The sequence below is a fragment of the Agromyces tropicus genome (assembly GCF_039531345.1).
In the GTDB taxonomy this organism is placed as follows: Bacteria; Actinomycetota; Actinomycetes; order Actinomycetales; family Microbacteriaceae; genus Agromyces; species Agromyces tropicus.
The window spans coordinates 377519-402384 of record NZ_BAAAPW010000002.1 but is presented as its reverse complement, the minus strand read 5'-3'; the positions used below and the strand labels follow the sequence as shown (position 1 = coordinate 402384).

The 24866-nt window shown below is 71.3% G+C and carries 21 protein-coding genes and 1 pseudogene; 10 read left to right on the top strand and 12 right to left on the bottom strand.

What is annotated here, in order from left to right; all coding sequences use genetic code 11:
* Nucleotides 1-17: 17 nt before the first annotated feature.
* From ABD230_RS07625 to ABD230_RS07610, 4 genes are all read right to left on the bottom strand, one after another.
* On the bottom strand, nt 18-539 hold the full coding sequence (locus ABD230_RS07625) for a single-stranded DNA-binding protein (RefSeq protein WP_344371300.1): 522 nt from the start codon (nt 537-539) through the stop codon (nt 18-20).
* A 5-nt stretch (nt 540-544) separates the two neighbouring features.
* Entirely contained in the window at nt 545-916 is a 372-nt protein-coding gene (gene rpsF, locus ABD230_RS07620) for a 30S ribosomal protein S6 (protein ID WP_344371298.1), read from the bottom strand.
* A 143-nt stretch (nt 917-1059) separates the two neighbouring features.
* Complete coding sequence (locus ABD230_RS07615; protein ID WP_344371296.1) at nt 1060-1683, bottom strand: DJ-1/PfpI family protein; 624 nt, start codon at nt 1681-1683, stop codon at nt 1060-1062.
* 59 nt (nt 1684-1742) lie between these two features.
* Nucleotides 1743-3176, bottom strand: coding sequence for a CCA tRNA nucleotidyltransferase (locus tag ABD230_RS07610; RefSeq protein ID WP_344371294.1), 1434 nt, complete (start codon nt 3174-3176; stop codon nt 1743-1745).
* A gap of 131 nt (nt 3177-3307) precedes the next feature.
* On the opposite strand from ABD230_RS07610, the gene ABD230_RS07605 reads away from it, so the two are divergent.
* The 6 genes from ABD230_RS07605 to ABD230_RS07580 all read left to right on the top strand — a co-directional run bounded on the left by ABD230_RS07605 (nt 3308) and on the right by ABD230_RS07580 (nt 11158).
* Entirely contained in the window at nt 3308-5485 is a 2178-nt protein-coding gene (locus ABD230_RS07605) for a DUF6049 family protein (RefSeq protein ID WP_344371292.1), read from the top strand.
* Entirely contained in the window at nt 5478-7100 is a 1623-nt protein-coding gene (gene murJ / locus ABD230_RS07600; protein ID WP_344371289.1) for a murein biosynthesis integral membrane protein MurJ, read from the top strand. Before ABD230_RS07605 ends, murJ begins: the two co-directional genes overlap by 8 nt.
* Before the next feature lie 173 nt (nt 7101-7273).
* A complete protein-coding gene (gene trxB, locus ABD230_RS07595) occupies nt 7274-8284 on the top strand; it encodes a thioredoxin-disulfide reductase (RefSeq protein ID WP_344371288.1) in 1011 nt (336 codons plus the stop codon).
* A 79-nt stretch (nt 8285-8363) separates the two neighbouring features.
* Nucleotides 8364-8687 (top strand): thioredoxin, encoded by a 324-nt coding sequence (gene trxA / locus ABD230_RS07590; protein ID WP_344371286.1) that lies wholly within the window; start codon nt 8364-8366, stop codon nt 8685-8687.
* A 169-nt stretch (nt 8688-8856) separates the two neighbouring features.
* On the top strand, nt 8857-10182 hold the full coding sequence (locus ABD230_RS07585; protein ID WP_344371281.1) for an aminotransferase-like domain-containing protein: 1326 nt from the start codon (nt 8857-8859) through the stop codon (nt 10180-10182).
* A 16-nt stretch (nt 10183-10198) separates the two neighbouring features.
* Nucleotides 10199-11158, top strand: a complete 960-nt coding sequence (locus tag ABD230_RS07580) for a D-alanine--D-alanine ligase family protein (protein ID WP_344371278.1) — start codon at nt 10199-10201, stop codon at nt 11156-11158.
* A gap of 81 nt (nt 11159-11239) precedes the next feature.
* On the opposite strand, the gene ABD230_RS07575 is transcribed toward ABD230_RS07580, so the two are convergent.
* The 8 genes and pseudogenes from ABD230_RS07575 to rpmH all read right to left on the bottom strand — a co-directional run bounded on the left by ABD230_RS07575 (nt 11240) and on the right by rpmH (nt 19516).
* Entirely contained in the window at nt 11240-12217 is a 978-nt protein-coding gene (locus tag ABD230_RS07575; RefSeq protein ID WP_344371276.1) for a ParB/RepB/Spo0J family partition protein, read from the bottom strand.
* Nucleotides 12217-13119, bottom strand: a complete 903-nt coding sequence (locus tag ABD230_RS07570) for a ParA family protein (protein WP_344371273.1) — start codon at nt 13117-13119, stop codon at nt 12217-12219. Before ABD230_RS07570 ends, ABD230_RS07575 begins: the two co-directional genes overlap by 1 nt.
* Before the next feature lie 3192 nt (nt 13120-16311).
* Nucleotides 16312-16968 carry a 16S rRNA (guanine(527)-N(7))-methyltransferase RsmG gene (gene rsmG, locus ABD230_RS07565; protein WP_344371269.1) on the bottom strand — a complete coding sequence of 219 codons (657 nt, stop codon included), beginning with the start codon at nt 16966-16968 and terminating at the stop codon, nt 16312-16314.
* A gap of 29 nt (nt 16969-16997) precedes the next feature.
* Nucleotides 16998-17495, bottom strand: coding sequence for a Jag family protein (locus tag ABD230_RS07560; RefSeq protein ID WP_344371264.1), 498 nt, complete (start codon nt 17493-17495; stop codon nt 16998-17000).
* A gap of 5 nt (nt 17496-17500) precedes the next feature.
* Nucleotides 17501-18478 (bottom strand): membrane protein insertase YidC, encoded by a 978-nt coding sequence (gene yidC / locus ABD230_RS07555; protein ID WP_344371263.1) that lies wholly within the window; start codon nt 18476-18478, stop codon nt 17501-17503.
* 186 nt (nt 18479-18664) lie between these two features.
* Nucleotides 18665-18952 (bottom strand): annotated as a pseudogene (yidD, locus tag ABD230_RS07550) (membrane protein insertion efficiency factor YidD); the annotation flags it as partial.
* 1 nt (nt 18953) lies between these two features.
* On the bottom strand, nt 18954-19370 hold the full coding sequence (rnpA, locus tag ABD230_RS07545; RefSeq protein ID WP_344371260.1) for a ribonuclease P protein component: 417 nt from the start codon (nt 19368-19370) through the stop codon (nt 18954-18956).
* Nucleotides 19371-19378: 8 nt separating this feature from the next.
* Nucleotides 19379-19516, bottom strand: coding sequence for a 50S ribosomal protein L34 (gene rpmH / locus ABD230_RS07540; RefSeq protein WP_019181680.1), 138 nt, complete (start codon nt 19514-19516; stop codon nt 19379-19381).
* 412 nt (nt 19517-19928) lie between these two features.
* Here rpmH and dnaA point away from each other — a divergent pair, with 412 nt between their 5' ends.
* From dnaA to ABD230_RS07520, 4 genes are all read left to right on the top strand, one after another.
* Entirely contained in the window at nt 19929-21431 is a 1503-nt protein-coding gene (gene dnaA / locus ABD230_RS07535) for a chromosomal replication initiator protein DnaA (protein ID WP_344371256.1), read from the top strand.
* 467 nt (nt 21432-21898) lie between these two features.
* Nucleotides 21899-23053, top strand: coding sequence for a DNA polymerase III subunit beta (gene dnaN / locus ABD230_RS07530; protein WP_344371251.1), 1155 nt, complete (start codon nt 21899-21901; stop codon nt 23051-23053).
* Between the two features lie 70 nt (nt 23054-23123).
* The gene (gene recF, locus ABD230_RS07525; RefSeq protein WP_344371248.1) at nt 23124-24356 is read left to right on the top strand and encodes a DNA replication/repair protein RecF; all 1233 of its coding nucleotides are present in this window, start codon (nt 23124-23126) and stop codon (nt 24354-24356) included.
* A complete protein-coding gene (locus tag ABD230_RS07520; protein WP_344371245.1) occupies nt 24349-24831 on the top strand; it encodes a DciA family protein in 483 nt (160 codons plus the stop codon). Before recF ends, ABD230_RS07520 begins: the two co-directional genes overlap by 8 nt.
* The last annotated feature ends 35 nt before the right edge of the window (nt 24832-24866 follow it).

Below are 24866 nucleotides of genomic sequence, written 5' to 3'. Positions count from 1 at the left end.
CGCGGCGGCCCGGTCTGTCAGAAGGGCGTCTCGTCGCCGTAGTTCGTGCCCGGCGTGTTCCACACGTCGGCACCGGACGAGGACGACTGCGACGGTGCGCTCGGCGCCCACGCGTCATCGGACTGCTGGCTGCCGCCCCCGTAGGAGGAGCTGCCGCCGCCGACGCCGCGGTTGGACTGGGCGCGCGTCACGGACGCGGTGGCGTAGCGCAGGCTCGGGCCGATCTCGTCGACCTCGAGCTCGATGGTGGTGCGCTTCTCGCCCTCCTTCGTCTCGTAGGAGCGCTGCTTGAGACGCCCGGAAGCGATGACACGGGTTCCCTTGGTGAGCGATCCCGCGACGTGCTCGGCGAACTCGCGCCAGCAGCTCGCCCGCAGGAAGAGGGCCTCGCCGTCCTTCCACTCGTTCGCCTGGCGGTCGAACGTGCGAGGGGTCGACGCGATCGTGAAGTTCGCGACCGCGAGCCCGGACTGCGTGTAGCGCAGCTCGGGGTCGGCGGTGAGGTTGCCCACCACGGTGATGACGGTCTCGCCGGCCATGGGGACTAGGCGTCCTTCTTGGCGGCGGCGGTCGCCTTCTTGGCGGCGCGCTTGGCCTCGTCGGCGCGGACCTTCTCGGCCCGGGCCACGGCCTCTTCGGCGCGGAGGACCTTGGTGCGCATGACGGCCTCGCTGAGGTTCAGCTGGCGGTCGAGCTCGTTGGTCGTGGCCGACTCGGCGGTGAAGTTGACGACGGCGTAGATGCCCTCGGACTTCTTGTCGATCTCGTAGGCCAGGCGACGCTTGCCCCAGATGTCGACGGTGTCGACGGTGCCGCCATCGTTGCGGATGACGTTGAGGAACTTGTCGAGGCTCGGAGCAACGGTGCGCTCGTCGATCGACGGATCGAGGATCACCATCAGCTCGTACTGGTGCATGACAGACCCACCTCCTTCGGACTCAGCGGTCACAGACGGTCTGTGACAGGAGGGTGTTCATGCGTCGCTCCGAGGAGGCCGCGACTGCGGCGCACGGGCAACCTTGACATCGTAACGGATGCCGCGAGCCGGCGCCATTCGGGTCAGCCGTCGAGCCGCGACAACTCGGCGAAGTGCGTCGGGTCCCCCGTCGAGTGGAGCAGGTACCACGCCTCGAGCACGTCGGGCCGAATGGAGCCGAGCGCCTCGAGCGCGGTCCTCGCGAACTCCAGCGGCGCCATCGCCGACGCCGTGATCACCCCTCGGTCGGCGACCGCGGGCACCTGCTCGTACCGGTCGGCTCCGCGGTACTCGGCCGCGAAGGCCGGGTACTCGGCGGCGTTGCTCGTATGGCGGCGGTCGTCGAGCATGCCCGTGCGGGCCAGGCCCAGCGTGCCGCCGCAGATCGCGGCCACCGGGACACCGGTGCGTTCCAGGCGTCGTGCGAGCGCGAGCACGGCGTCGTGCCCGCTCGCCCAGGTGGCAGCGCCCGGCAGCACGAGCATGGCGAGGTCGTCGACGGCGACCTCGTCGAGCGCGGCATCGGGTCGCACCGTGAGCCCGCCCGCCGTGCGCACGTCGTCGCGGGTCTCACCCACGACGATCACCTGATGCGCACCGTGCGACATGCCGACGCCGGCGACCAGGTGGCCGTACTCCCAGTCGGACATGGTGTCGGTGGCGTAGAGCGCGACCAGTCGGGCTCGTGCATCGGACGTGGACGGCATGGGACCCATGCTCCGCCATACCGCCGACATCCGGACGCCGCGCCGGCGCGGCCTCGCGGCTACGCCCCGTCGCGGGCGGCCCACCAGGCGAGCAGGCGCTCACGCGCGGCCTCCTCGCCGATCGGGCCCTCGTCCAGCCGCACGTCGAGGAGGTACCGGTACGCCTGCCCGACGACGGGGCCGGGGCGGATCCCGAGGATCGACATGATCTGCTGCCCGTCGAGCTCCGGCCGTACGGCGGCGAGCTCCTCCTCCTCGGCGAGCCGGGCGATGCGCTCCTCGAGGTCGTCGTACGCGAAGCCCAGCCGGTCGGCCTTGCGGCGGTTGCGCGTCGTGACATCCGCCCGGGTGAGGATGTGCAGCCGCTCGAGCTGGTCGCCCGCATCGCGCACGTAGCGTCGCACCGCGGAGTCCGACCAGGCGCCGTCGGTGTAGCCGAAGAACCGCAGGTGCAGCTCGATGAGCCGCGCGACCGCCTTGATCGTGTCGTTGTCGAAGCGGAGGGCGCGGAGACGCTTCTTCGCGAGCTTGGCGCCGACCATGTCGTGGTGGTGGAAGGACACCGCGCCGCCCGACTCCAGCCTGCGGGTCGCGGGCTTGCCGATGTCGTGCAGCAGCGCGGCGAGGCGCACCACGAGGTCGGGGGAGTCGAGCCGGCCGCGGGCGACCTCGTAGTCGACCGCCTGGTCGAGCACGGTGAGGCTGTGCTCGAAGACGTCCTTGTGGTGGTGGTGCTCGTCGATCTCGAGGCGCAGGGCGGGGATCTCGGGGAGCACGCGCGCCGCGATCCCGGTGTCGACCAGCAGGCGGATGCCGCGGCTCGCCTCGCCGGTGCGGAGCAGCTTCGACAGCTCGTCGCGCACGCGCTCGGCCGAGATGCGGTCGATCTGCGGGGCGAGGGCCCCCATCGCGGCGAGCGTGCCGGGCTCGACGTCGAAGTCGAGCTGCGCGGCGAAGCGGGCCGCCCGCATCATCCGGAGCGGGTCGTCGCCGAAGGAGACCTCGGGCGGAGCCGGGGTGCGCAGGACGCCGGTGAGCAGGTCCTCGACACCCCCGGACGGGTCGACGAGGGCGAGTCCGGGCAGGCGGAGCGCGAGGGCGTTCACCGTGAAGTCGCGGCGCACGAGGTCGTCCTCGAGCGACGTGCCGAACACGACCTCGGGCTTGCGCGAGTTCCCGTCGTAGGCGTCGGCGCGGTACGTGGTGACCTCGACGGTGTGGCCGCGGACCTTCGCGCCGATGGTGCCGAACGCCCGCCCGATGTCCCAGTGCGCCTCCGCGATCGGTCCGACCACGCCGAGGATCTCGTCGGGCGTGGCATCCGTGGTGAAGTCGAGGTCGTTCGTCGAGCGGCCGAGGAAGGCGTCGCGGACGGGACCGCCCACGAGGGCCAGTTCGAAGCCGGCCGCCTCGAAGGCGTCGGCGAGCGTGGCGACCGTGGGCGAGGCCGCCAGGTCCCTCAGCCGGTCGAGGGCCTCCGCGACACTCTGCATTGCTCCATGTTAAGCAGCGGCGAGGGACCTTCGCGGACGCGGTGCCCCGCGGGACGCCCCTCGCGACGGCGCGGGGGACCCCGGTGCGGTGCCCCGCATCCTCCCGGATGCCACGCCGTAGAATCGCCTCCATGCCGGCCTCGTCGACCCCGCCTCGACGCCTGCGCCGACTCCTCGCCCTCATCTCCGCCGGGGCCGCGACCGTGGCCCTCGGGGTCGCCGGCGCGGTCGCGCCGCTCGACGGCCCCGCCGGGACGCCCGGCGCCGTCGCCCTGGAGCCCGAGGCCGGAGTCCGCGTGAGCGTCGCCCCCGCCGACGGCGCCGCCGTGTCCGCCGGCGCCGCGATCGAGGTCGAGGTCGAGGTCGTGAACGGGTCGGATGCGATCGTGCCGGCCGGCACCCTCGCGCTGGGGGTCGCCGCGTCCGGCATCGCCGATGCGGACGACCTCGACGCCTGGCTCGACGCCGACGACCGGCCCCCCGGCAGCCGCGAGATCGAGGAGCGGCCGTCGACCGCGCTGCCCGTCGGCGCCGCCGTCACCTACCGCTTCACCCTGCCGGCCGACGCGACGGACGCCGGCGACCCGGTGATCGGGCTCGCCGCGTCGCTCGAGGTGGAGGGCGTCGCCGTCGCTGGCGGCACGACGGCCGTCGCGAACACGAAGGTCGCCGACGACTCGCGGCCCGGGCTCGCGCTGGCGTACCCGCTCACGGTGCCCGCCGGCGTCGACGGCCTGATCCCCGCGGACCGGCTCGAGTCGTGGACGGGCCCGTCGGGCCTCCTCACCCGCCAGCTCGACGCGGTCACGGGACTGCCCGTCGCCATCGGCATCGATCCGCGCATCCCCGCATCGATCCGCGCGCTCGGCACGACCGCGCCGGAATCGGCCGTCTCGTGGCTCGAGTCCCTCTCGCTCATGCCGAACGAGGTCTTCCCCCTCGCCTACGCCGACGCCGACCTCGCCGTCCAGTCACAGGCGGGACTCACGGCCCCGCTCGAGCCGCTCGGATTCGCCGACGCGCTCGACCCGGCCGACTTCGGAGGCGACCAGGGCGTCGCGGCGGCGACCGCCGAACCCGGCGAGGCGCCGACCGACGGCCAGCTCCTCGACTGGGAGTTCACGAGGAGCGACCTCGCATGGCCCGCCGACGACACCGTGGCCGGCGGCGACCTCGACGCCTTCGCCGCGGGCGGCCTGACGACGGCGATCCTCGCGCCGGGCAACGTCGAGGCGGTCGACGGCGCGCCGGGCGCGGCATCCACGATCGACGGCCGCGGCGCCGTCGTCGCCGATGCGCGGGTCCAGCAGGCACTGCGCGGCGCCGCGGCCGCGGAGACCGGGACCCAGTGGCGCGGGGCCGCGTCGCGCCTGCTCGCGGAGCTCGCCGTGTCGCCCGCCGACGGCGACGTGACGCTGCTCGCCACCTTCGCCCGCTCCGCCGGCGCCGACGCGGAGCACGTCGGCGACACCCTGCGGGCACTGAACGGCTCGACGTGGTCCCGCCCGGCGACGCTCGCCGAGGCCGTCGGCGCCCCGCCGACCGCCCGCACGCTCGTGTCCCTGCCCGAGGACGGCCAACGGGTCGACAACGTCGGACGGCTGCTGACGGCCGAGGCCGGGGTGGACGAGTTCTCCGACGTGCTCACCGACCCGAGCCGCCTCACCTGGCCCACGCGCCGCGAGCTGCTCGCACTGCTCGCCACCGGATGGCTGGCCGAGCCGACCGAGTGGACCGCGGCGGTCGGCTCCTGGCTCGTCGACCAGCGCGCCGTCACCGACTCGGTGCGGGTGGTCCCGAGCAGCAGCGTGCTCGTCGTCGCCAGCGAGACCGGCATCCCCGTCACGGTCGAGAACGACCTCCCGTACGCCGTCGACGTCATCGTGACCGTCGACCCGTCCAACGGCCGCCTGCTCGTGCAGGACTCGGTCGAGGCGACCGTCGAGGGCCAGAGTCGTCGCACCATCCGCGTGCCCGTCGAGGCGGGCGTCGGCAGCGGCGAGGTCGACCTCGAGGTCTCCCTCGCCTCGCCCGGCGGCACGCCGATCGGCCGGACCGAGACGATCCCCGCCAACGTGCACGCCGACTGGGAGGGAGTCGGCGCGGCAGTGCTCGCCGCCGTCGCGATCCTCGTCTTCGCCGTCGGCGTGATCCGCACGGTGCGCCGCCGACAGCGCGAGCGGTCGGGCGCGGGCACGGATCCCACGGACGCGCCGTCCACGACCGAGGCGGACTCGACCGAGGCCGCACCAGAGCCCCCCGCCGACGCTCCGCGTCCCGACCGACCGGAGGACCCCTCGCATGGCTGAGGACCGCATCGCCCGCGCCAGCCTGTTCCTGGCGTCGGGCACGATCGTCTCGCGCGTGCTCGGCTTCCTGAAGGCGATCGTGCTCGCGGCGACGATCGGCGTCGTCGGGTCGGCCAGCGCCGACGCCTTCGCCGTCGCGAACGGCCTGCCGAACACGGTCTACGTGATCGTCGCCGGAGGCGTGCTGAGCGCCGTGCTCGTGCCGCAGATCGTGCGGGCGAGCGCGCACGCCGACGGCGGCAGCGCCTACATCAACAAGCTCGTCACGCTCGCCCTCGTCGTGATCGGGGCGGCGACCGTCGTCGCCACGGCGCTCGCGCCGCTCCTGGCCTGGATCTACGGATCGCAACTGCCGCCGGCGACGCTGCAGCTCGCGATCGCCTTCGCGTTCTGGTGCCTGCCGCAGATCTTCTTCTACGGCCTCTACACGCTGCTCGGCGAGGTGCTCAACGCCCGCCGGAGCTTCGGCCCGTTCACCTGGTCGCCGGTGCTCAACAACGTCGTCGCCCTGCTCGGCCTCGTGGCCTTCGGCGTCGCGTTCGGCTTCGACCCCGACGGCACGCGCAGCGCGGGGGAGTGGACGCCGGGGATGATCGCGCTGCTCGCCGGGTCGGCGACGCTCGGCATCGTCGCGCAGGCGGTCGTGCTCTTCTGGTTCTGGCGGCGGATCGGCCTGCACTACCGCCCGGACTTCGCGTGGCGGGGCGTCGGGCTGGGCTCGGCGGGCCGGATGGCGGGCTGGACGTTCGGCATGCTCCTGCTCACCACCTTCGCCGGAATCGTGCAGACGAACGTGCTGAGCACCGCGTCGGGCGAGGGCGCGTCGATCGCGGCGGTCGACAACGCGTGGCTCATCTTCATGCTCCCGCACTCGGTCATCACGGTGTCGATCGCGACCGCCTACTTCACGCGCATGAGCGAGCACGCCCGCGACGGCGAGTTCGGTCGCGTCCGCGATGACCTGTCCGGCGCGATCCGGGCCGTCGGGCTCATCCTGATGCTGGCGTCGGCCGTGCTCGTGGTCGTGGCGTACCCGTTCGCCGCGGTGTTCCAGCCCGGCAACCTCGCGAACGCCTCCGCACTCGGCAACGTGATCATCGCCTTCGCGATCGGCCTCGTCGGATTCAGCGTGCTGTTCGTGGTGCAGCGCACGTTCTACGCGCTCGGCGACACGCGGACGCCGTTCGTGTTCACCCTCGTCCAGGTCGCCGTGTTCACGACGGCCGCACTGATGACGCTCCTGCTGCCCGTGCAGTGGGTCGCCGTCGGCGTCGCCCTCGCGACGACGCTCGCCACCACCATCCAGCTCGCATTGGCCGTGATCCTGCTGCGCCGCAAGCTCGGCCGCCTCGACGCCAGGCGCGTGCTCACGAGCCTCGTCCGCGACCTCGCCGCCGTCGTGCTGCCCGTCGCCGTCGGACTCTGGATGGTGACGGCGTTCGGCGCGTTCACCCCGGGCGGATTCGCCATCGCCGACCGATGGGGCGCGATCCTCGTCATGGCCATCGTCGGGACCGTGATGCTCGTGCTCTACGGCGCCGGCCTCTGGCTGTTCCGCTCACCCGAGCTGCGAGGCTTCGCGGCGCCCGCGCTGGCCCGTCTCCGGCGTCGATGACGACGGATGACGCGGGGCCGGCGTCCGTGTCGTCAGGCCGCGACGCGACCAGCCTGTGACCCACCCGTGAGCGGCGCGAGGGGCGGAATAGCCGCCGCCTAGACTGTGTTCACCATGTCGTGGCATCCGTCGGACGGGTGCCCGAGCAGTGCACAGGAACGACAGGAGCGGCTTTGCGCGACATCATCATCATCGGATCGGGGCCGGCGGGCTTCACCGCCGCCATCTACGCGGCCCGCGCCGAGCTGAAGCCGCTGCTGATCGCCAGTTCGGTCGAGATCGGCGGCGAGCTGATGAACACGACCGAGGTCGAGAACTTCCCCGGCTTCCCCGAGGGCATCATGGGCCCCGACCTGATGGGCAACATGCAGGCCCAGGCCGAGCGCTTCGGCACCGAGGTCGTGTACGACGACGTCGTGGAGCTCGACCTCGAGGGCCCGGTCAAGCGCGTGAAGCTCGGCAGCGGCGACGCGCACGAGGCGAAGTCGGTCATCTTCGCGACGGGCTCGGCCTACCGCAAGCTCGGCCTGCCCGAGGAGGAGCGGCTCTCCGGCCACGGCCTGTCGTGGTGCGCGACGTGCGACGGCTTCTTCTTCCGCGAGAAGACGATCGCGGTCGTCGGCGGCGGCGACTCCGCGATGGAGGAGGCCACCTTCCTCACGCGCTTCGCCGACAAGGTCTACGTCATCCACCGCCGTGACCAGCTCAAGGCGTCGAAGATCATGCAGCAGCGCGCCTTCGACAACCCGAAGATCGAGTTCGTCTGGAATGCCGAGGTCTCGGCGATCCACGGCGACACCGCCGTGACCGGTGTCACGCTCCGCGACACCGTCTCGGGCGACGTCCGCGGGCTCGACCTCGACGGCCTGTTCGTCGCGATCGGCAACGACCCGCGCACCCACCTGGTGCACGGCAAGCTCGACCTGACCGACGAGGGCACGATCGCGGTCTCCGGCCGGTCGTCGCGCACCTCGGTGCCCGGCGTCTTCGCCGCGGGCGACGTGATCGACCCGACCTACCGCCAGGCCGTGACGGCCGCCGGCTCCGGCACCGTCGCCGCGCTCGACGCGGAGCACTACCTCGCCGCGCTCGAGGACACCGACGAGGAGCCGTCCGCAGCGTCGGCCGAGGCTGCGGAGGTCGACCACCTCGTCGCCGTCGACCTCGCGGACGCGGCCCGCTGACCACCCCGCGGTCGCATGCCGTCGGGGACATGAACCGGCGGATGCCTCGCGGCAACGCTTCCACCAAAAGGAGACAACCATGACTGCACGTGCAGTGACCGAGGCCACCTTCGACCAGGAGGTCCTCAGCAACGACAAGGCCGTCCTCGTCGACTTCTGGGCCGAGTGGTGCGGCCCGTGTCGTGCCGTCAGCCCGATCCTCGACCAGATCGCGACGGAGCACTCCGACAAGCTCGACATCGTCAAGCTCAACGTCGACGAGAACCCGGGCCTCGCCATGAAGTACCAGATCACCGCGATCCCCGCCATGAAGGTGTTCAAGGGCGGCGAGGTCGTCCGCACCGTGATCGGCGCCAAGCCGAAGCCGATCCTCGAGCAGGACCTCGCCGAGTTCATCGGCTGACGATCCCTCGATCGACTCGATCCGGGCCCGTAACCGCATTTCGCGGTTCCGGGCCCGTCGTCGTCTCGGCGCGCCGCACGGCGGCAGGCGGGTCACAGAGCGGCATCCGGTTCGGGCGCCCACCCGGCGCTGGCTAGCATGGAATGCCTGAGCAGAACGGAATCCAGCAGTGACCTCTGACGGAGTGCCCCAGCGGGCCGGCAACAACCTCGATCCGTGGTACGCGAACTACGCCGACCGAGCGGCCGGGTTCGCAGCCTCCGAGGTCCGCGCCCTCTTCGCCGTGGCGTCGCGTCCCGAGGTCGTGTCGCTCGCCGGCGGCATGCCGTACGTGTCCGCGCTGCCGCAGGAGCTCATCACCTCCGCGTTCGAGCGGACGATGCGCGAGCAGGGTCCCGTCGCGCTGCAGTACGGCTCGGGGCAGGGCATCCCGTCGCTGCGATCGCACATCCTCGAGGTGATGGCGCTCGAGGGCATCCGCAACGCGTCGGTCGACGACATCGTCACCTCCACGGGCTCGCAGCAGGCGCTCGACTTCGTCGCGAAGCTGTTCCTGGACCCCGGTGACGTGGTCCTCGCCGAGGCGCCGTCGTACGTCGGGGCGATGGGCGTCTTCCGCTCGTACCAGGCCTCCGTCGTCCACGTCGCGATGGACGACGAGGGGCTCATCCCCGAGGCGCTGCGCGAGACGATCGCGGTGCTGCGCGGCCAGGGCCGGCGGATCAAGTTCCTGTACACGATCCCCAACTTCCACAACCCCGCGGGAGTCACCCTGTCGGCGGCCCGCCGGCCCGAGATCCTCGAGATCTGCCGGTCGAACGAGATCCTCGTGCTCGAGGACAACCCCTACGGCCTGCTCCACTTCGACGAGCCGGCGCCGAACGCGCTGCGCTCCATGGATCCCGAGGGCGTCGTGTACCTCGGCTCGTTCTCGAAGACGCTCGCGCCCGGCTTCCGGGTCGGCTGGGCGCTCGCCCCGCACGCGATCCGCGAGAAGCTCATCCTCGCCGCCGAGTCGGCGATCCTGTCGCCCTCGTCGTTCAGCCAGCTCGTCGTGTCCGAGTACCTCTCGGAGGCCGACTGGCGTGGACAGATCGACGCCTTCCGCGGGGTCTACCGCGAACGCAAGGAGGCGATGGTCGAGGCGCTGGGGGAGTACCTGCCGCAGCTGTCGTGGACCGACCCGAACGGCGGGTTCTACGTGTGGGTCACCCTGCCCGACGTGCTCGACTCCAAGCAGATGCTGCCGCGAGCGGTGCGCGAACTCGTCGCGTACACGCCCGGCACGGCGTTCTTCGCCGACGGTCGCGGCCGCCACGCCATGCGGCTGTCGTTCTGCTACCCGACGCCGGAGCAGATCCGCGTCGGCATCCGGCGGCTGGCCACGGTGGTCAACGGCGAGCTCGACCTGCTCGACACGTTCGCCGGCACCGGCACCCTCCAGACGCCCGATCGTCCCGGCATCGAGCCGGCCCCGCCAACCGACATGAAGTAGTGGAGAACCCCTGATCATGAGCGATTCCACCGGTCTCTCCGTCGTCGTGCTCGCCGGAGGGATCTCCCACGAGCGGGACGTGTCGCTGCGCTCGGGGCGGCGCGTCGCCGACGCCCTCACGCAGGCGGGCCACCGTGTCGAGCTGCGCGACCCCGACGCCGGGCTGCTCCCGTACCTGGCCGAGCAGCGGCCGGACGTCGTGTTCCCCGCGCTCCACGGGTCGAGCGGTGAGGACGGCACGCTCCTGGAGCTGCTCGCGGCCCTCGGCGTCCCGGCGGTCGGTTCTGACGGAGCCGCCGCCCGCCGCGCCTGGTCGAAGCCGGTGGCGAGCTCGATCGTGGCCGCTGCGGGCGGGTCCGTGCCCGAGTCGATCGTGCTGTCGCACGAGTCGTTCCGCGAGCTCGGCGCGCCGAGCGTGCTGCGCGTCATCCGCGAGGCGCTTCCGGGCGACCTCGTCGTGAAGCCCGGGTCGGGCGGTTCCGCGCAGGGCGTGACCATCGTGACCGACTCGGCCGACCTGCCGAGGGCCATGGTCGATGCGTTCACGTACTCCGACGTCGCCGTCGTCGAACGGCGGATCGTCGGCAGGGAGGTCGCGATCGGCATCGTCGAGACGGATGGCGCTCCCCGTGCCCTGACCGTGGTCGAGATCGTCCCGTCCGCCGGCGTCTACTCGTTCCAGGCGCGGTACAACGCGGGGGAGACGACCTTCTTCGCACCGTGCCGGCTCGACGAGGAGGCCGTCGAGCGGGCCACCGCCGCGGCGCTCGCGGCGCACCGCGCGCTGGGCCTCCGCGACCTGTCGCGGGTCGACCTCATCGTCGACGACGACGGCACCCCGTGGTTCCTCGAGGCGAACGTGCTGCCCGGCCTCACCGAGACGTCGCTCGTGCCGCTCGCGATCGAGGCCTCGGACACGGACGCCTCGGCGGTCTACGACGCGTTGGTCCGCACCGCAGCGCGTCGCGGCGCCTGACCGGTCGTTCGGAGGTCGTGGCGTCCCCCTCCACCGACGCCGGCCCGACCGGGTCGGAGCGGCGGCGTCAGGGGCTCGTGATCAGAGGCCCTCGAGGTTCTCGCCGAGTTCGGTGAGAATCCGCCTGAGGTCCTGGACCGTGGCGAAATCGATGTTGATCTGGCCTTTTCTGGAGCCGAGCGAGATCTTCACGCGGGTGTCGAGCCGATCCCCGAGGCGGGTCGAGAGATCCTCGAGGAACTCCTGCCGCTTGCCCGCCGCCGGCTTGATCCGCGTCGGCTTCGGCGCCTGGGCGACGATCGCCTCGGCGGCACGGACCGAGAGGTCCTCGTTCACGATCTTGTCGGCCAGGCGCTGCATCGCGTCGGGATCGCCCGCGGCGAGGATGGCGCGAGCGTGCCCGGCGGTGAGCACGCCGGCCGCGACACGGACCTGCACGCCCTCGGGGAGCTTCAGCAGGCGCAGCGTGTTCGAGATCTGCGGGCGCGACCGCCCGATCCGCGAGGCCAGCTGTTCCTGCGTGATGCCGAAGTCGGCCAGCAGCTGCTGGTAGGCCGAGGCCTCCTCGAGGGGGTTCAGCTGCGAACGGTGGAGGTTCTCGAGGAGGGCGTCGCGGAGCATCGCCTCGTCGGCCGTGTCCTTGATGACGGCGGGGATGCTGTCGAGCCCGGCCGCCTTCGTGGCGCGCAGTCGCCGCTCGCCCATCACGAGCTCGAACTTGCCCGGCTGCTCGGGGTGTGGCCGGACGACGATCGGCTGGAGCACGCCGAACTCGCGGACCGAGTGCACGAGTTCAGCGAGGTCGTCCTCGTCGAAGTTCGTTCGCGGCTGCTGGGCGTTCGGGACGATGTCGTCCGGGCTCAGCCGGGCGAGGTGCGCACCCGGGACCGTGACGAGGCCCTGGTCCGCCGCGGTCTCGACCGCGGCCATCGCCGTGGCCGGCGTCTCGGCGTCGGGGAAGAAGACGTCGACCGGACGGTTGGCCCGAGGGGGAGCGTCCTCGGTGGTCGGGATCAGCGCGCCGATCCCACGTCCGAGCCCGGTGCGCTTGGTCGCCATCAGTTCGACTCCTTCTGCTCCTCGGTGCGCTGCGCGCCCCGCCATGCGATCTCGGCCGCAGCCTCACGGTACGAGAGCGAACCGGTCGAGGTGAAGTCGTAGGTGATGACGCTCTGCCCGTAGCTCGGTGCCTCGGAGACGCGGACCGAACGCGGGATGATCGTGTCGAGCGTCTGGGTGGGGAAGTGGTCCCGGACCTCCTGCGCCACCTGCTGGGCGAGGTTCGTCCGCGAGTCGTACATCGTGAGCAGGATCGTCGTCAGGCGCAGCTGCGGATTGAGGTGTCGCTCGATCAGCTCGATGTTGCTGAGGAGCTGGGAGAGGCCCTCGAGGGCGTAGTACTCGCACTGGATCGGGATCAGGACCTCGCGCGCCGCGACGAAGGCGTTGATCGTCAGGAGGCCGAGCGACGGCGGGCAGTCGATGAAGACGTAGTCGTACGGGCGCTCCATGGCCGCGAGGTGCGCATCGAGCGCACGACGCAGACGTTGCTCGCGGGCGACGAGGGAGACGAGCTCGATCTCGGCACCCGCGAGGTGGATGGTGGCCGGGACGCAGTCCAGGTTCTCGTGCTCGGTCGACGGTCGGACCACCTCGGCGATGGGCAGGTCCGAGACCAGCACCTCGTACACGCTCTGCTGGTCGGAGCGGTGCTCGACGCCCAGCGCCGTGGAGGCGTTGCCCTGGGGGTCGAGGTCGACCACGAGCACCCGGGCGCCGGCGCGCGCGAGCGCGGCGGCGAGGTTCACCGCGGACGTCGTCTTGCCCACTCCGCCCTTCTGGTTGGAGATGGTGAAGATGCGCGGGGCGGTCGGGAGCGGCAGCACCGCCTGATCGAGCGCGATGCGCCGGCGGGTCTCGTCGGCAAGCTGGTCGGCCAGGGGAGTTCCTCCGTCTGTCATTGATGTTTCACGTGAAACCGGCGCATCCGTGCCGGGAGCGACGACCTGACTCGTCGGTGCGGCAGGGGCATTGAGTGCGGGCGGCGCCGTCTCGACGTCATCGCCGACCGCGACCTCGGTCGTCGGTTCGGAACCCGCCACGACAGCATACGGCGCCTCTGCGCCCGGCGTTGCGTCGAGCGAGCGATCGTCCGGCTCGCCGACTGACCGGGACCCGCCGGCGCGTGCAGCTTCGTCCGGCGAGCCCGTCGAATCCTGCGGGCCGGATTCGACGGGTTCGCGTCCCGGAGGTGACGGCGCGGTCGTCGGCGCCGAATCCTCCACCGCGGATGCGCCGCGGGCGGGCGACACGGAGTCGCCGGTGCCTGCCGTCGACCGCGGTTGGTGGAGACTCGACACGGTCTCCGCCGTGGCGTCGCCGACGATCTCACGGATGATGTCCTCGAGCAGCTTGTCGGGATCACCGTGCGCGGTGCGCTGACCCGACGGACCGGACTCCGGCCCGTCGTCGCCTGAGAGGGCGGCGGCAGTGGCCGCGTCCCAGTCGAATCGCCCCGGGGTCGGCGCGGGGTTCGGCGCGGGTTCGGATCGGTCGTTCCGATCGGGCGCGCGGTTCGGTGCGGCCGCGGACGACGGTGGCGCCGGTGGCTGCGGTGGGCGATTCACCGGTGTCGTCGGCGGGGGAGCGGTCGGCCGGTCGTCCTGCGGCGGTGCCGGTCGGCGCCAGGCCTCCTCGGGCGGCGCCCATCGCCGGTCGGCGTCTGACGAGCTGGAGCTCTCGGCCATCCGCGAGGCAGTCGGCCGCTCCGGAGCCGATTGGCGAGCCGATGAGGCTGGAGTGGGCGCTGACCCAGGCGTCCCGGAGGAACGGTCGTCCGACCTCGGCTCCGGCGCGCGGAGGATGGAATCGAAATCCGGGCCTCCGCCGAATGCGCCGCCATCGGCGCGACGCTGCGCCTCGTACGCCTCGATGCGCGTCGGTTCCGGCGTCCGCTCGGTGGGCTCCGGTCGGGGGGTCTCCGGCTGCGGCTTCCTCCGCTGGAACCAGCCCCGCCCGCCGTTCGCCATGCCCCACTCCTGACCGATCCGAGATCGCGCCCGCGGCGTCGATCGTCTCCGACACCCCAGCCTAATCGCCGCGTGGGATGCGTGAACCGAGGCACCGCCGGGCAACCCGAGCGCGGTCGCGAACGCGCAGGCGTCAGCCGGGAGACGACGCACCTCCCGGGCGTCGGAGCGGGATTCGGCGTCGCCGATCCAGCCGCGGACGCGCTCGGTCGCGGCGCAGGATGCCCGCTTCATGGTGTGTTCATCGCGGCCGAACCGAGCCGTTTCACGTGAAACATGCGATGCCGAGTCCGTCCACCGTCCGCTTCGGCGCGCTCCACTCGAAGCGGGCCCTGTCGGCGACCGCGTGCTCGTCGACGGGTTCGATCGACCGGGGCCCTCGCGGTCGATGGGCGGTCGGGGGTGACGAGAGAGGCCGTCCGACACCGCGCCCTGGTCCGAGCTCATCGATCCACGGCACGGCCCCGGACTCAACGGCCTGCTGGGCCAGACGCGTCGGCCCCCCGGGCCCTGGCGGGTGCGTCGAGCCCGTGGCCCGCCGGCGCAGCGCGCGTCGTCCTCCCAACGAAGCGGACCTGCCCGAGGTCGGTCGATGTGAAGCCACTCGGCCGCGGCGCTCGGCTCATACGGGACGTGGGCGTCATGTTTCACGTGAAACGGACCCACTCGTTCGCTGCGGTCACGGGCACGGCCCGGGGGCACCGAACTGCCAGACGACGACCGCTCGACGCACGACCCGGCTCGGTGAGAGGACGCGCCCGGGCTCGAACGCCTCGACCGCCCGAACGCCGCGATTCGGACCGATCGAGCCACGCGATCCGTGGCGTTCACGACGGGCTCCGGCCTGGACCGACCGCCGACGACCGCACAGTCCGAGCACCGGTGGCGCATCGGTCGCGTGATGAGACCTCTGATCCCGGCGTCGGAACACTCCGCCGGGCTCCACGCCGGCTCCATCGCCGACCTCACCGACCGATCGCACGACCGAGGATCGAGTTCCGTCTCCGACGTCTGCCGATGCGTGTCGATGTCGCTCGAGGATGCACCGCGCCGTCGCCCAACCCGGCGAGGTCGGCACGGACCGTGGCAGCGAGGTCGCATTCCATCAAGCGGTCACCCATGCCACGCGCGGGCTCCGACTCCTCGAACGGTGGGATGACGTCGCTCGCGCACACCGAAGGGTCCGCACGCCCGACGTCATCGTCGAGGGGCTGGTCAGATCGACCTCGAACCGAGCACGTGCCGCGCGCACGGACCGCAGCTCACGTATCAGGGGGTCGCCCGACCGTCCCCGTCGAAGCGCCGGCCCTCGTGAAGCGCACTCCACTGCCGCCGATCCCGAGCGCGAACGGCCTCGCATCCGGTCCGTTGCTCAGCCGCTCCGGACGCGAACCGGAGTACGGGTGCCCTCCGCAGGCCGGCCCGGGAAATCGATCGGCTCGAACCGTTGCGGGAGGCGCTGATCGGTCGGTCCAGCCTCGCTCGGCGCGCGCCGGGTCGACTCGGGGACTGCGCGCTGCGATCCTGCGATGTCGGTGCGATCGGACGAAGCGCGTGGACCGCTGAGGAGGTGCGTCCCGACGCCCGTACCGCACCCAGGGCATACGTACCCGGTGGCACGCATGTCGGAGATCCGATGCCGAGAATCCGCCGGCGACGTGCAGACACCCCAGCAGACCCGAGGAGTCGCGTCGCGGTCTGCCGCCCCGGATGGAGTCGCGCACCTCGCTCAGGAGTAGTGAGGAGCATGGAAAGGAGCGCGCTTGCGGCCGATGCCGCCTTCGTTTCACGTGAAACACCGGACCCGCTCACAGCTCGCCGGCCGTCTCACCTGCGCTCGGCGCCAGCGAGCCAGGGCGACAGCACGGCACCCGTCCCATCGACGCGCGAAACGACCGTCGGCGTGGATGAGTGGTTCCGCCGTCGTGACTGCGCGGACGCGGCAACTGGGGAGCAGCGAACGTCGGTGACCCGCGCCGCCACGACACCCGCGACGACCGCCGTCACGCTCCCCGGCGCGTGCTCACGGACCCGCGGATGCCGACAGGAGCCAGGGCCCGAGGCACACTGCGTTTCACGTGAAACGCAACGATCCGAATGCAGCGCGGCCGCGCATCGTCGCGGCTACGCCTCCGGGGTGCGAGCGCGGAAGACCCGGGTCACGTCCTCGACGACGCCCTCTCCGAGCACCAGCACCTCGACGTCCTCGAGCCGGTACTTGCGGATCGCCTTCTCCGCGGCGCCGATCTCCCCCTGCACCCCACCGCCCTTCATGAGGACGAGCTCGCCGCCGGGGCGGAGGAGCGGAGCCGTGATCGGAATCAGGGTGCGCAGCGCGCTCACCGCGCGCGCGCTCACCTGGTCGAGCCGGCCCTTGAGCTTCGCCTCCTCGGCGCGCGCGCGAACCACGTCGACGTTCTGGAGTTCGAGCTCGTCGACCTGACGCTCGAGCCACGCGACCCGACGCTCCATCGGCTCGATGAGGGTGAGGTGCACGTCGGGACGCGCGATCGCCAGCACGATGCCGGGAAGACCGGCGCCGGAACCGACGTCACCGACTCGGCCGGGACGCAGCAGCGGGGCCACCAGCCCCGAGTTCACGACGTGGCGCGACCACAACCGGGGCAGCTCGAGCGGGCCGATCAGCCCGAGTTCCTCGCCGTGGCGCGCGAGGTTCTCGGTGAAGCGCCTCGCCAGGTCGAGCTGCGACCCGAAGACGGTGGCGGCTGCCTCGGGCTCGGGCTCGAGGGCGTCGCGCCAGTCGGGGGAGTCGTCAGTCATGTTCCACGTGAAACGGTGCGCCTGCCGGCTCAGCCGACGCGGGTGATCACGGTGTGCCGGTCCGGGCCCTCGCCGCGGGACTCGGAGTGGAGGCCGCGCTCGGCGACGAGGTCGTGCACCAGCTTGCGCTCGTAGGACGACATCGGCGGCAGCGCCGCCTCGGCAGCGCCGTCCTCGAGGCGATCGGCAGCCCGGGCGACGAGCCGGGCGAGCTCGTCGCGACGCGCATCGCGCGATCCACCGACATCGAGGATCAGGCGGGAGAACGCTCCGGTCTTCGTCTGCACGGCCAGGCGCGTGAGTTCCTGGAGGGCCGTGACCGTGTCGGGCCGTGAGAGCACGGCCAGGTTCGCCGCCTCGGCAGCGTGGACCGAGACGTACGCGCGCCCGTTCCGGGCATCGATGTCGATGTCGCCGTCGAGATCGCAGATGTCGAGGAGTTCCTCGATGTAGTCGGCCGCGATGTCGCCCTCTTCCTCGAGCTGCTCGAGGGTCCGGGTCGCGGCGTCGTGCTGGACGTCGGTCATCGGGGTCACTTCCTGTTCTGCTTCTTCGAGCGGTTCTTGCTCATCGGCTGCTGCCGCTGCGTCGTGGTCGGCTTCTGCGGTTCGGCATCCTCGCCGTCGGACTTCGTCTCGACGACGAGCTTGCCCTTGCGGGCGAGGCGTGCCTCGCGGGCCTTCGCCGCGTCGCTGCCGGGCGTGGGCATGTTGCGGATGACGATGAACTGCTGGCCCATCGTCCAGAAGTTCGAGACGAGCCAGTAGAACATCACGCCGAGCGGGAACGCCACGCCCGAGAACGCGAACACCAGCGGGAGCAGGTAGAGGAGGATCCGCTGCTGGCGGAACATCGGGCTCGCCTTGGTCTCGGGCGACATGTTCTTCGAGACGATCTGGAGCTGGGTGATGAACTGCGACGCCGTCATCAGGATGATCATCGTGACGGCCACGATCATGGTCGAGGCGCTGAACGGGGCGCCCGCGATCATCGCGTTCCACTCGCCGATGAAGGTCGAGTTCAGCGGGGCGCCGAGGAACGTCGCGTTCGAGAACGACTCGGCGAGTGCCGGGGTGAGGACGCCCACACCGCCGCGCTCCGCATTGCGGGTGGCATCGTTCAGCACCGAGAAGAGGCCGAAGAAGATCGGCATCTGGAGCAGGAGGGGCAGGCACGACGACAGCGGGTTGGTGCCCGTCCGCTTGTAGAGCTCCATGGTCTCGCGCGACATCGCCTCGCGCGAGAACTGGTCCTTCTTGCCCTTGTACTTGTCCTGGATCTTCTTCAACTGCGGCGCGACCTCGAGCATCCGCCGCTGGCTCTTGATCTGCCGGACGAAGATCGGGATCAGCGCGGCACGCACCACGACGACGAGGCCCACGATCGAGAGGACCCAGGTCAGGCCGGCATCGAAGGGCAGGCCGAGGAACGTCCAGAGCGAGTGGAACGCGACGAGGATCAGCTCGATGACCCATTTGATGGGCCACAGGATGATGCTGAAGATGTCCATTGGAACGGGTCAGTCCTTTCGGGACGTGGTGGGGGAGAGGTGCGGGCCGACGACGTCGTGGTCGTGGGTGTGGTCGTGCCGCGGAGCCGAGGGCGCCGACGTGGGCATCGGGGCGCCGACGCGGCGACGGCCACTGCGGCGGGTGTGCCGACCGCGGGTCGGGGCGGTGCCGGCCCAGCCGGCGGGGATGACGAAGCCGAAGCGCGTCACGTGGAACCGGCGGACCTTGGGCAGCGGCACGTCGTCGATGCCGCCGGCCGACCATGGGTTGCAGCGCACGATGCGCCAGGCCGTGAGGCCGGAACCGACGACCAGGCCGCGGTGCTGCACCGCGCCGAGGCCGTAGGCCGAGCAGGACGGGTAGTAACGGCAGACGTCGCCGTAGAGGGGGGACACGACCGCCCGGTAGGCGCGGATCAGGACCACTCCCGCGTTGCGGGGCAGCAGCCACACGAACCAGGCGAGATCGCGCATGTCAGGCGTCTTCCGATGAGGCGCCCGCGGGGACGTCCCCGACGACGGATGCCGCGGTGCGCGGCGGCCGCGCACGCTCGCGTCGACGGTCGCGGGCGGCGAGCGCCGAGGCGAGGTCTCCGCGGAGGGCGGTGAAGTCGGCGCTCGCTGCGGACGGCAGAGCGCGGACGACGACGCTGACGGCGGTGATCCCGCCGTCGACGGCCTCGCGGCCGGCCGCCTTCAGTCGCCGCCGCACGAGGTTGCGGCGGACGGCGGTGCCGACCTTCTTGGACACGATGAAGCCGAAGCGCGCGTCGGTGCCGGGCTCACGTGAGCGGATGTAGCTCACGGTGTGGGCTCCGGCGACCTTCGCACCACGGCGCACGATGAACCGGTAGTCATCGGCGCTCGTGATGCGGTTGGCTTTGGCGAGCACCGAGGAACTTACGCGGAGAGCTCGGTGCGGCCCTTGCTGCGACGGGCGGCCAGGATGGCGCGGCCCGCGCGGGTGCGCATGCGGGCGCGGAAGCCGTGCTTCTTGGCGCGACGACGGTTGTTGGGCTGGAAGGTACGCTTGCTCATTCTTCTTCTCCGGCTGGGAACTTCCGCGCACGGACGCGTCACAGGTGCGCCGGCGGGGAAAACTCGGTGCCCGAAAGGGCTGCGGTCAACTGATTAAAACTACGGCCTGCGGATGCCACGGTCAAACCGAGGCGCACCCCGGACCGAACATTCTCCACCGATCCACAGGTTCGCGCCCGGAACGACACGCCGGGGCGTGTCCGATCACCGGCGCGGCATTTGTCGGAGCAGGCCCGATTCGCTAGCGTGTGACACCAGTTATCCCCAGCCTGTGCGGCGGAATCCCGCGGATCTCGCGATGCTGCTCACAGGCGGTGGACAACGCTGTGAACAGACGCCTTCGGGCCGCTCCTCAGATCGTTCGGGGGAGCGACGAGCGGCCACCGAACGGTGCGGGAGATTGCGGGGAGCGATGACGGAACAGCCCATCGGGGAGACGTGGGCGACGGTCCTGGAGCGACTCTCGGACGACGATGCGATCACGCCCATGCTGCAGGGGTTCCTCAACCTCGTGGAGCCCAAGGGCATCGCCGCCGGCACCTTCTACCTGGAGGTCCCGAACGACTTCACGGCCAGCATGCTGAACCAGCGCATGCGGGTCTCGCTCCTCTCGGCGATGAGCGCCATCGACGCGCCGGCACCGGTGACCTCGTTCTACGTCGTGGTGAACCCCGAGCTCGAGGAGCTGCGCCAGCCCGACGCGCCGGGCCCGATGGGCGGGGCCGGCGGCGGTGCGGGCATGGGCGGCACGGGCATGGGCGGCGCCGGGATGGGCGGCGTGGGTCTCTCGGCGGTGCCGATGGGGGCCGAGGTCTCCGCCGAGTCGCCGGCGGGCCCGCAGCCGATCTTCGACAGCGGGAGCGTGGACCGCCCGCGCGACGCGCGGCTCAACCCGAAGTACTCCTTCGACAGCTTCGTCATCGGACAGTCCAACCGGTTCGCGCACGCGGCCGCGGTGGCGGTGGCCGAGGCGCCGGCCAAGGCCTACAACCCGCTGTTCATCTACGGCGACTCGGGCCTCGGCAAGACGCACCTCCTGCACGCGATCGGGCATTACGCCCAGAGCCTCTACCCCGGCATCCGCGTGCGGTACGTGTCGTCCGAGGAGTTCACGAACGACTTCATCAACTCGATCGCGAACAACCGGGGCTCGCTCTTCCAGCAGCGCTACCGGAACATCGACATCCTCCTCATCGACGACATCCAGTTCCTGCAGGGCAAGGCGGAGACGCAGGAGGCGTTCTTCCACACCTTCAACACGCTGCACGACCACAACAAGCAGGTCGTGATCACCAGCGACGTGCCGCCGAAGCACCTCACCGGCTTCGAGGACCGGATGCGGAGCCGCTTCGAGTGGGGTCTCATCACCGACGTCCAGGCGCCCGACCTCGAGACGCGCATCGCGATCCTCCGCAAGAAGGCGCAGAACGAGCACCTGCAGGTGCCCGACGACATCCTCGAGTACATGGCGTCGAAGGTCTCGAGCAACATCCGCGAGCTCGAGGGCACGCTCATCCGCGTGACGGCGTTCGCGAGCCTGAACCGGACGCCCGTCGACATGCCCCTCGTGCAGACGGTCCTGAAGGACCTCATCACGGATGACACGGACAACGTCGTCGCGCCGGTCGACATCATCACGGCGACCGCCGACTACTTCAAGCTCACCGTCGACGACCTCTACGGGTCGAGCCGATCGCAGGCGGTCGCCACGGCGCGCCAGATCGCGATGTACCTGTGCCGCGAGCTGACGAGCCTCTCGCTTCCCAAGATCGGGCAGCTGTTCGGCAACCGCGACCACACCACGGTGATGTACGCCAACAAGAAGATCTCGGAGCTCATGAAGGAGCGCCGCTCGATCTACAACCAGGTCACGGAGCTGACCGCGCGCATCAAGCAGAACGCGCGCTACCGCTGAGTCCGGATCGACGGATGCCGCGCGCACGCGCGGCCCGTCGACGCGCCTCCGACCGCTCGCCGACCCTTTCCGGGAACCCGCCGACACGATTCCACACAGGTGTGGACAATCTGTGGATTGTTAACGAGCAACCGCGCCACGACTGTTGAGACGGCCCGCGCGCCTGTGCACAACTCCGAACGGGCGTCGACGACGACGACCGCCGTCCGCACCGCTTTCCACACCCCGTGCACAGCCGGGACGGCCCGCGATCGGCGCGCTCATGCGGATCTCCGAACGCCATCCACAGTTTCCACACCGGTTAACACCGTTAAGAGATAACTGGATTAATGCACGGCGTTCGGCAACCTCGGACGGGGACCGCTCGAGGCGGACGGATCACTGCACGACCGGCGCGATTGCCCGGCTCCGGAAGGGGCCATCCGGATAGCATGGGAGCCACCCAGCACCTCCACGACGGGAGAACCGTGAAGTTCCAGGTCAATCGCGACGTCTTCAGTGAGGCCGTGTCGTTCGCCGTCAAGCTCCTTCCGCAGCGCACGACGCTTCCGATCCTCTCGGGCGTGCTGATCCAGGCCGAGGGCGACGGGCTCGTGCTCTCCTCCTTCGACTACGAGGTGTCCTCGCGCACCGAGATCCAGGCCGACGTCGAGGAGCCGGGCACCGTGCTCGTGTCGGGTCGCCTCCTCGCGGAGATCGCGGGTCGCCTGCCGAACGCGCCGGTGCGCGTCTCGACGGAGGAGTCGCGCATCTCGGTGACGTGCGGGTCCGCGAGCTTCACCCTGCTGTCCATGCCCGTCGAGGAGTACCCGTCGATCCCCGAGATCGGCGAGCAGACCGGCGTGGTGCCGGCCGAGGAGTTCGCGTCGGCGGTCGCGCAGGTCGCGGTCGCCGCCTCGCGCGACGACGTCACCCCGGTGATCACGGGCGTGCAGCTCGAGGTGCGCGAGACGAACCTCAGCCTGGTCGCGACGGACCGCTACCGCGTCGCCATCCGCGAGATCGACTGGGACGGCGGCGGAGCGGCCGGCGCCGACGACGCTCCCGCGACCGCGCTCGTGCCCGCGCGCACGCTGCAGGAGGTGGGCAAGACCTTCGGCCACTCGGGCACCATCTCGGTCGCGATCACGAGCCGCGACGACCGCGAGCTCATCGCGTTCTCGGCCGACCGCAAGACCGTCACGAGCCTGCTCATCAAGGGCAACTTCCCGCCCGTGCGCCGGCTCTTCCCCGAGACCGTCGAGAACTACGCCGTCATGAACACCGCGGAGCTCATCGAGGCGACCCGACGCGTCGCCCTGGTGCTCGAGCGCGAGGCCGCGCTGCGGTACTCGTTCACGAGCGAGGGGCTGACCCTCGAGGCGATCGGGAGCGAGCAGGCCCAGGCCTCCGAGTCGATCGACGCGATCCTCACCGGGGACGAGACGGTCGTCTCGCTGAAGCCGCAGTTCCTCCTCGACGGACTCCAGGCGGTGCCGAGCGAGTTCGTGCGCATCTCGTTCACCAAGACCGAGAATCCGAACAAGCCCGGCCCGGTGCTCATCACCAGCCAGACCTCGCGCGAGCAGGCCGGCGCCGACAGCTACCGCTACCTGCTGCAGCCGAACCTGCTGCTCCGCTAGGCCCGACGTCCCGGCCGAGCATGTCGGCGAGTCCGGGTAGCGTGGTGGTTCGCGAGAAGGGAGCCGCACCGTGCACGTCGCGAGGCTCTCGCTCACCGACTTCCGCAACTACGCCTCGGCCGAGCTCGAGCTCGAGCCGGGTGCGACCGTCATCGTCGGCCGCAACGGACAGGGCAAGACCAACCTCGTCGAGGCGATCGGGTACCTCGCCACGCTCGGCTCGCACCGGGTCTCCGGCGATCAGGCGCTGATCCGTGCGGGGGCGGATGCCGCCATCATCCGTGCGCTCCTGGCGTCCGGCGGTCGCGAGGTGCTCCTCGAGCTGCAGCTGAACCGCAAGGGCGCGAACCGCGCGCAGGTGAACCGTGGCGCGGCGAAGCCGCGGGACCTCCCGCGGTACGCGCACACCGTGCTCTTCGCGCCGGAGGACCTGGCCATCGTGCGCGGGGAGCCCTCGGTGCGGCGGCGGATGCTCGACGGCCTGCTCGTGCAGCGCGCGCCGCGGCTCGCCGGCGTCATGGCCGACTACGACCGCGTGCTCAAGCAGCGCAACTCGCTGCTGAAGAGCGCCCGCGCGCGCGGACTCGCGACCGCGCAGCTCACCACGCTCGACATCTGGGACGAGCGGCTCGTCGAGCTCGGCGCCGAGCTCATCGACCGCCGAGCCGAGCTGGTCCGCGAACTGCGCGCACCGCTCGCCGACGCCTACCGGGCGATCGTCGACGCCGACCACCGACCCGAGCTGGAGCCCGTGCTCTCGATCGACGGCGCCGATCCCGACGACGAGGGCGAGGTGGCGGGCACCGCAGGATCCGGCGACGCCGCGTCGTCCGACGCACCCACGGCGGAGCGCTTCGCCGCGGCGCTGGCCGCGCTCCGCCGCCGGGAGCTCGAACGCGGCATCACGCTCGCCGGACCCCACCGCGACGACGTGCGGCTCCTGCTCAACGACCTCCCCGCGAAGGGGTACGCCAGCCACGGCGAATCCTGGTCGTTCGCGCTCGCCCTCCGCCTCGCCTCGGCCGAACTGCTCCGGCGCGACTCGAGCACGGGCGATCCGGTGCTCGTCCTCGACGACGTCTTCGCCGAACTCGACCGGCTGCGCCGGGAACGGCTCGCCGAGGCGGTCGGCGGCTACGAGCAGGTGCTCATCACGGCGGCGGTGCTGGAGGACGTGCCGGCGCCGCTCGCGGAGCGGGTCGTGCACATCGCCGGCGGTCGCATCGTCGACGGGCCCGCCGATGCCACCGGACCTGCCGACGACCACGCCGGACGCATGCCGTCGGAGGCATCCGGTGTCTGAGGCCGCGCGCACGTACCAGCACTTCCGGGAGATCTTCGGCGGCGAGCCCCGGATCCGCCCCGGTCGCAGTCGGTCCCGCGCCGCCCGCGAGACGGAGGGGAGCGAGCCGTTCACGCCGGGCCGCGACCCCAAGCCGCTCGGCGCGGCGATCGACGCGCTGACCGCGCAGCTCGGCTGGACCGGCGCGCTCTCGCAGCAGGACCTGCTCTCGACGTGGTCCGAGATCGCCGGCGAGGAGATCGCGCGGCACTCGGAGCCCATCGCGATCGAGGGCGGCGTGCTCCAGGTCCGCTGCGAGTCCACGGCGTGGGCCACGCAGCTGCGGATGATGCGCGACGAGCTGCTCCGGGCGATCATCGACCGCCATCCGTCGGCCGGCGTCGACACCATCCGCTTCCAAGGCCCGGATGCCCCCACCTGGAAAAGGGGTCCCAGATCGGTTCCAGGGCGCGGCCCGCGCGACACCTACGGCTGAGAAGGCAAATTCGGTCACTGGCGCCGTCTCGGGCC

Excerpts from the sequence above, each read along its gene's own strand:
- ABD230_RS07625 (WP_344371300.1), bottom strand. The coding sequence starts at position 539 with ATGGCCGGCGAGACCGTCATCACCGTGGTGGGCAACCTCACCGCCGAC.
- rpsF (WP_344371298.1), bottom strand. The coding sequence starts at position 916 with ATGCACCAGTACGAGCTGATGGTGATCCTCGATCCGTCGATCGACGAG.
- ABD230_RS07615 (WP_344371296.1), bottom strand. The coding sequence starts at position 1,683 with ATGCCGTCCACGTCCGATGCACGAGCCCGACTGGTCGCGCTCTACGCC.
- ABD230_RS07610 (WP_344371294.1), bottom strand. The coding sequence starts at position 3,176 with ATGCAGAGTGTCGCGGAGGCCCTCGACCGGCTGAGGGACCTGGCGGCC.
- ABD230_RS07605 (WP_344371292.1), top strand. The coding sequence starts at position 3,308 with ATGCCGGCCTCGTCGACCCCGCCTCGACGCCTGCGCCGACTCCTCGCC.
- murJ (WP_344371289.1), top strand. The coding sequence starts at position 5,478 with ATGGCTGAGGACCGCATCGCCCGCGCCAGCCTGTTCCTGGCGTCGGGC.
- trxA (WP_344371286.1), top strand. The coding sequence starts at position 8,364 with ATGACTGCACGTGCAGTGACCGAGGCCACCTTCGACCAGGAGGTCCTC.
- ABD230_RS07580 (WP_344371278.1), top strand. The coding sequence starts at position 10,199 with ATGAGCGATTCCACCGGTCTCTCCGTCGTCGTGCTCGCCGGAGGGATC.
- ABD230_RS07575 (WP_344371276.1), bottom strand. The coding sequence starts at position 12,217 with ATGGCGACCAAGCGCACCGGGCTCGGACGTGGGATCGGCGCGCTGATC.
- ABD230_RS07570 (WP_344371273.1), bottom strand. The coding sequence starts at position 13,119 with ATGACAGACGGAGGAACTCCCCTGGCCGACCAGCTTGCCGACGAGACC.
- rsmG (WP_344371269.1), bottom strand. The coding sequence starts at position 16,968 with ATGACTGACGACTCCCCCGACTGGCGCGACGCCCTCGAGCCCGAGCCC.
- ABD230_RS07560 (WP_344371264.1), bottom strand. The coding sequence starts at position 17,495 with ATGACCGACGTCCAGCACGACGCCGCGACCCGGACCCTCGAGCAGCTC.
- yidC (WP_344371263.1), bottom strand. The coding sequence starts at position 18,478 with ATGGACATCTTCAGCATCATCCTGTGGCCCATCAAATGGGTCATCGAG.
- rpmH (WP_019181680.1), bottom strand. The coding sequence starts at position 19,516 with ATGAGCAAGCGTACCTTCCAGCCCAACAACCGTCGTCGCGCCAAGAAG.
- dnaA (WP_344371256.1), top strand. The coding sequence starts at position 19,929 with ATGACGGAACAGCCCATCGGGGAGACGTGGGCGACGGTCCTGGAGCGA.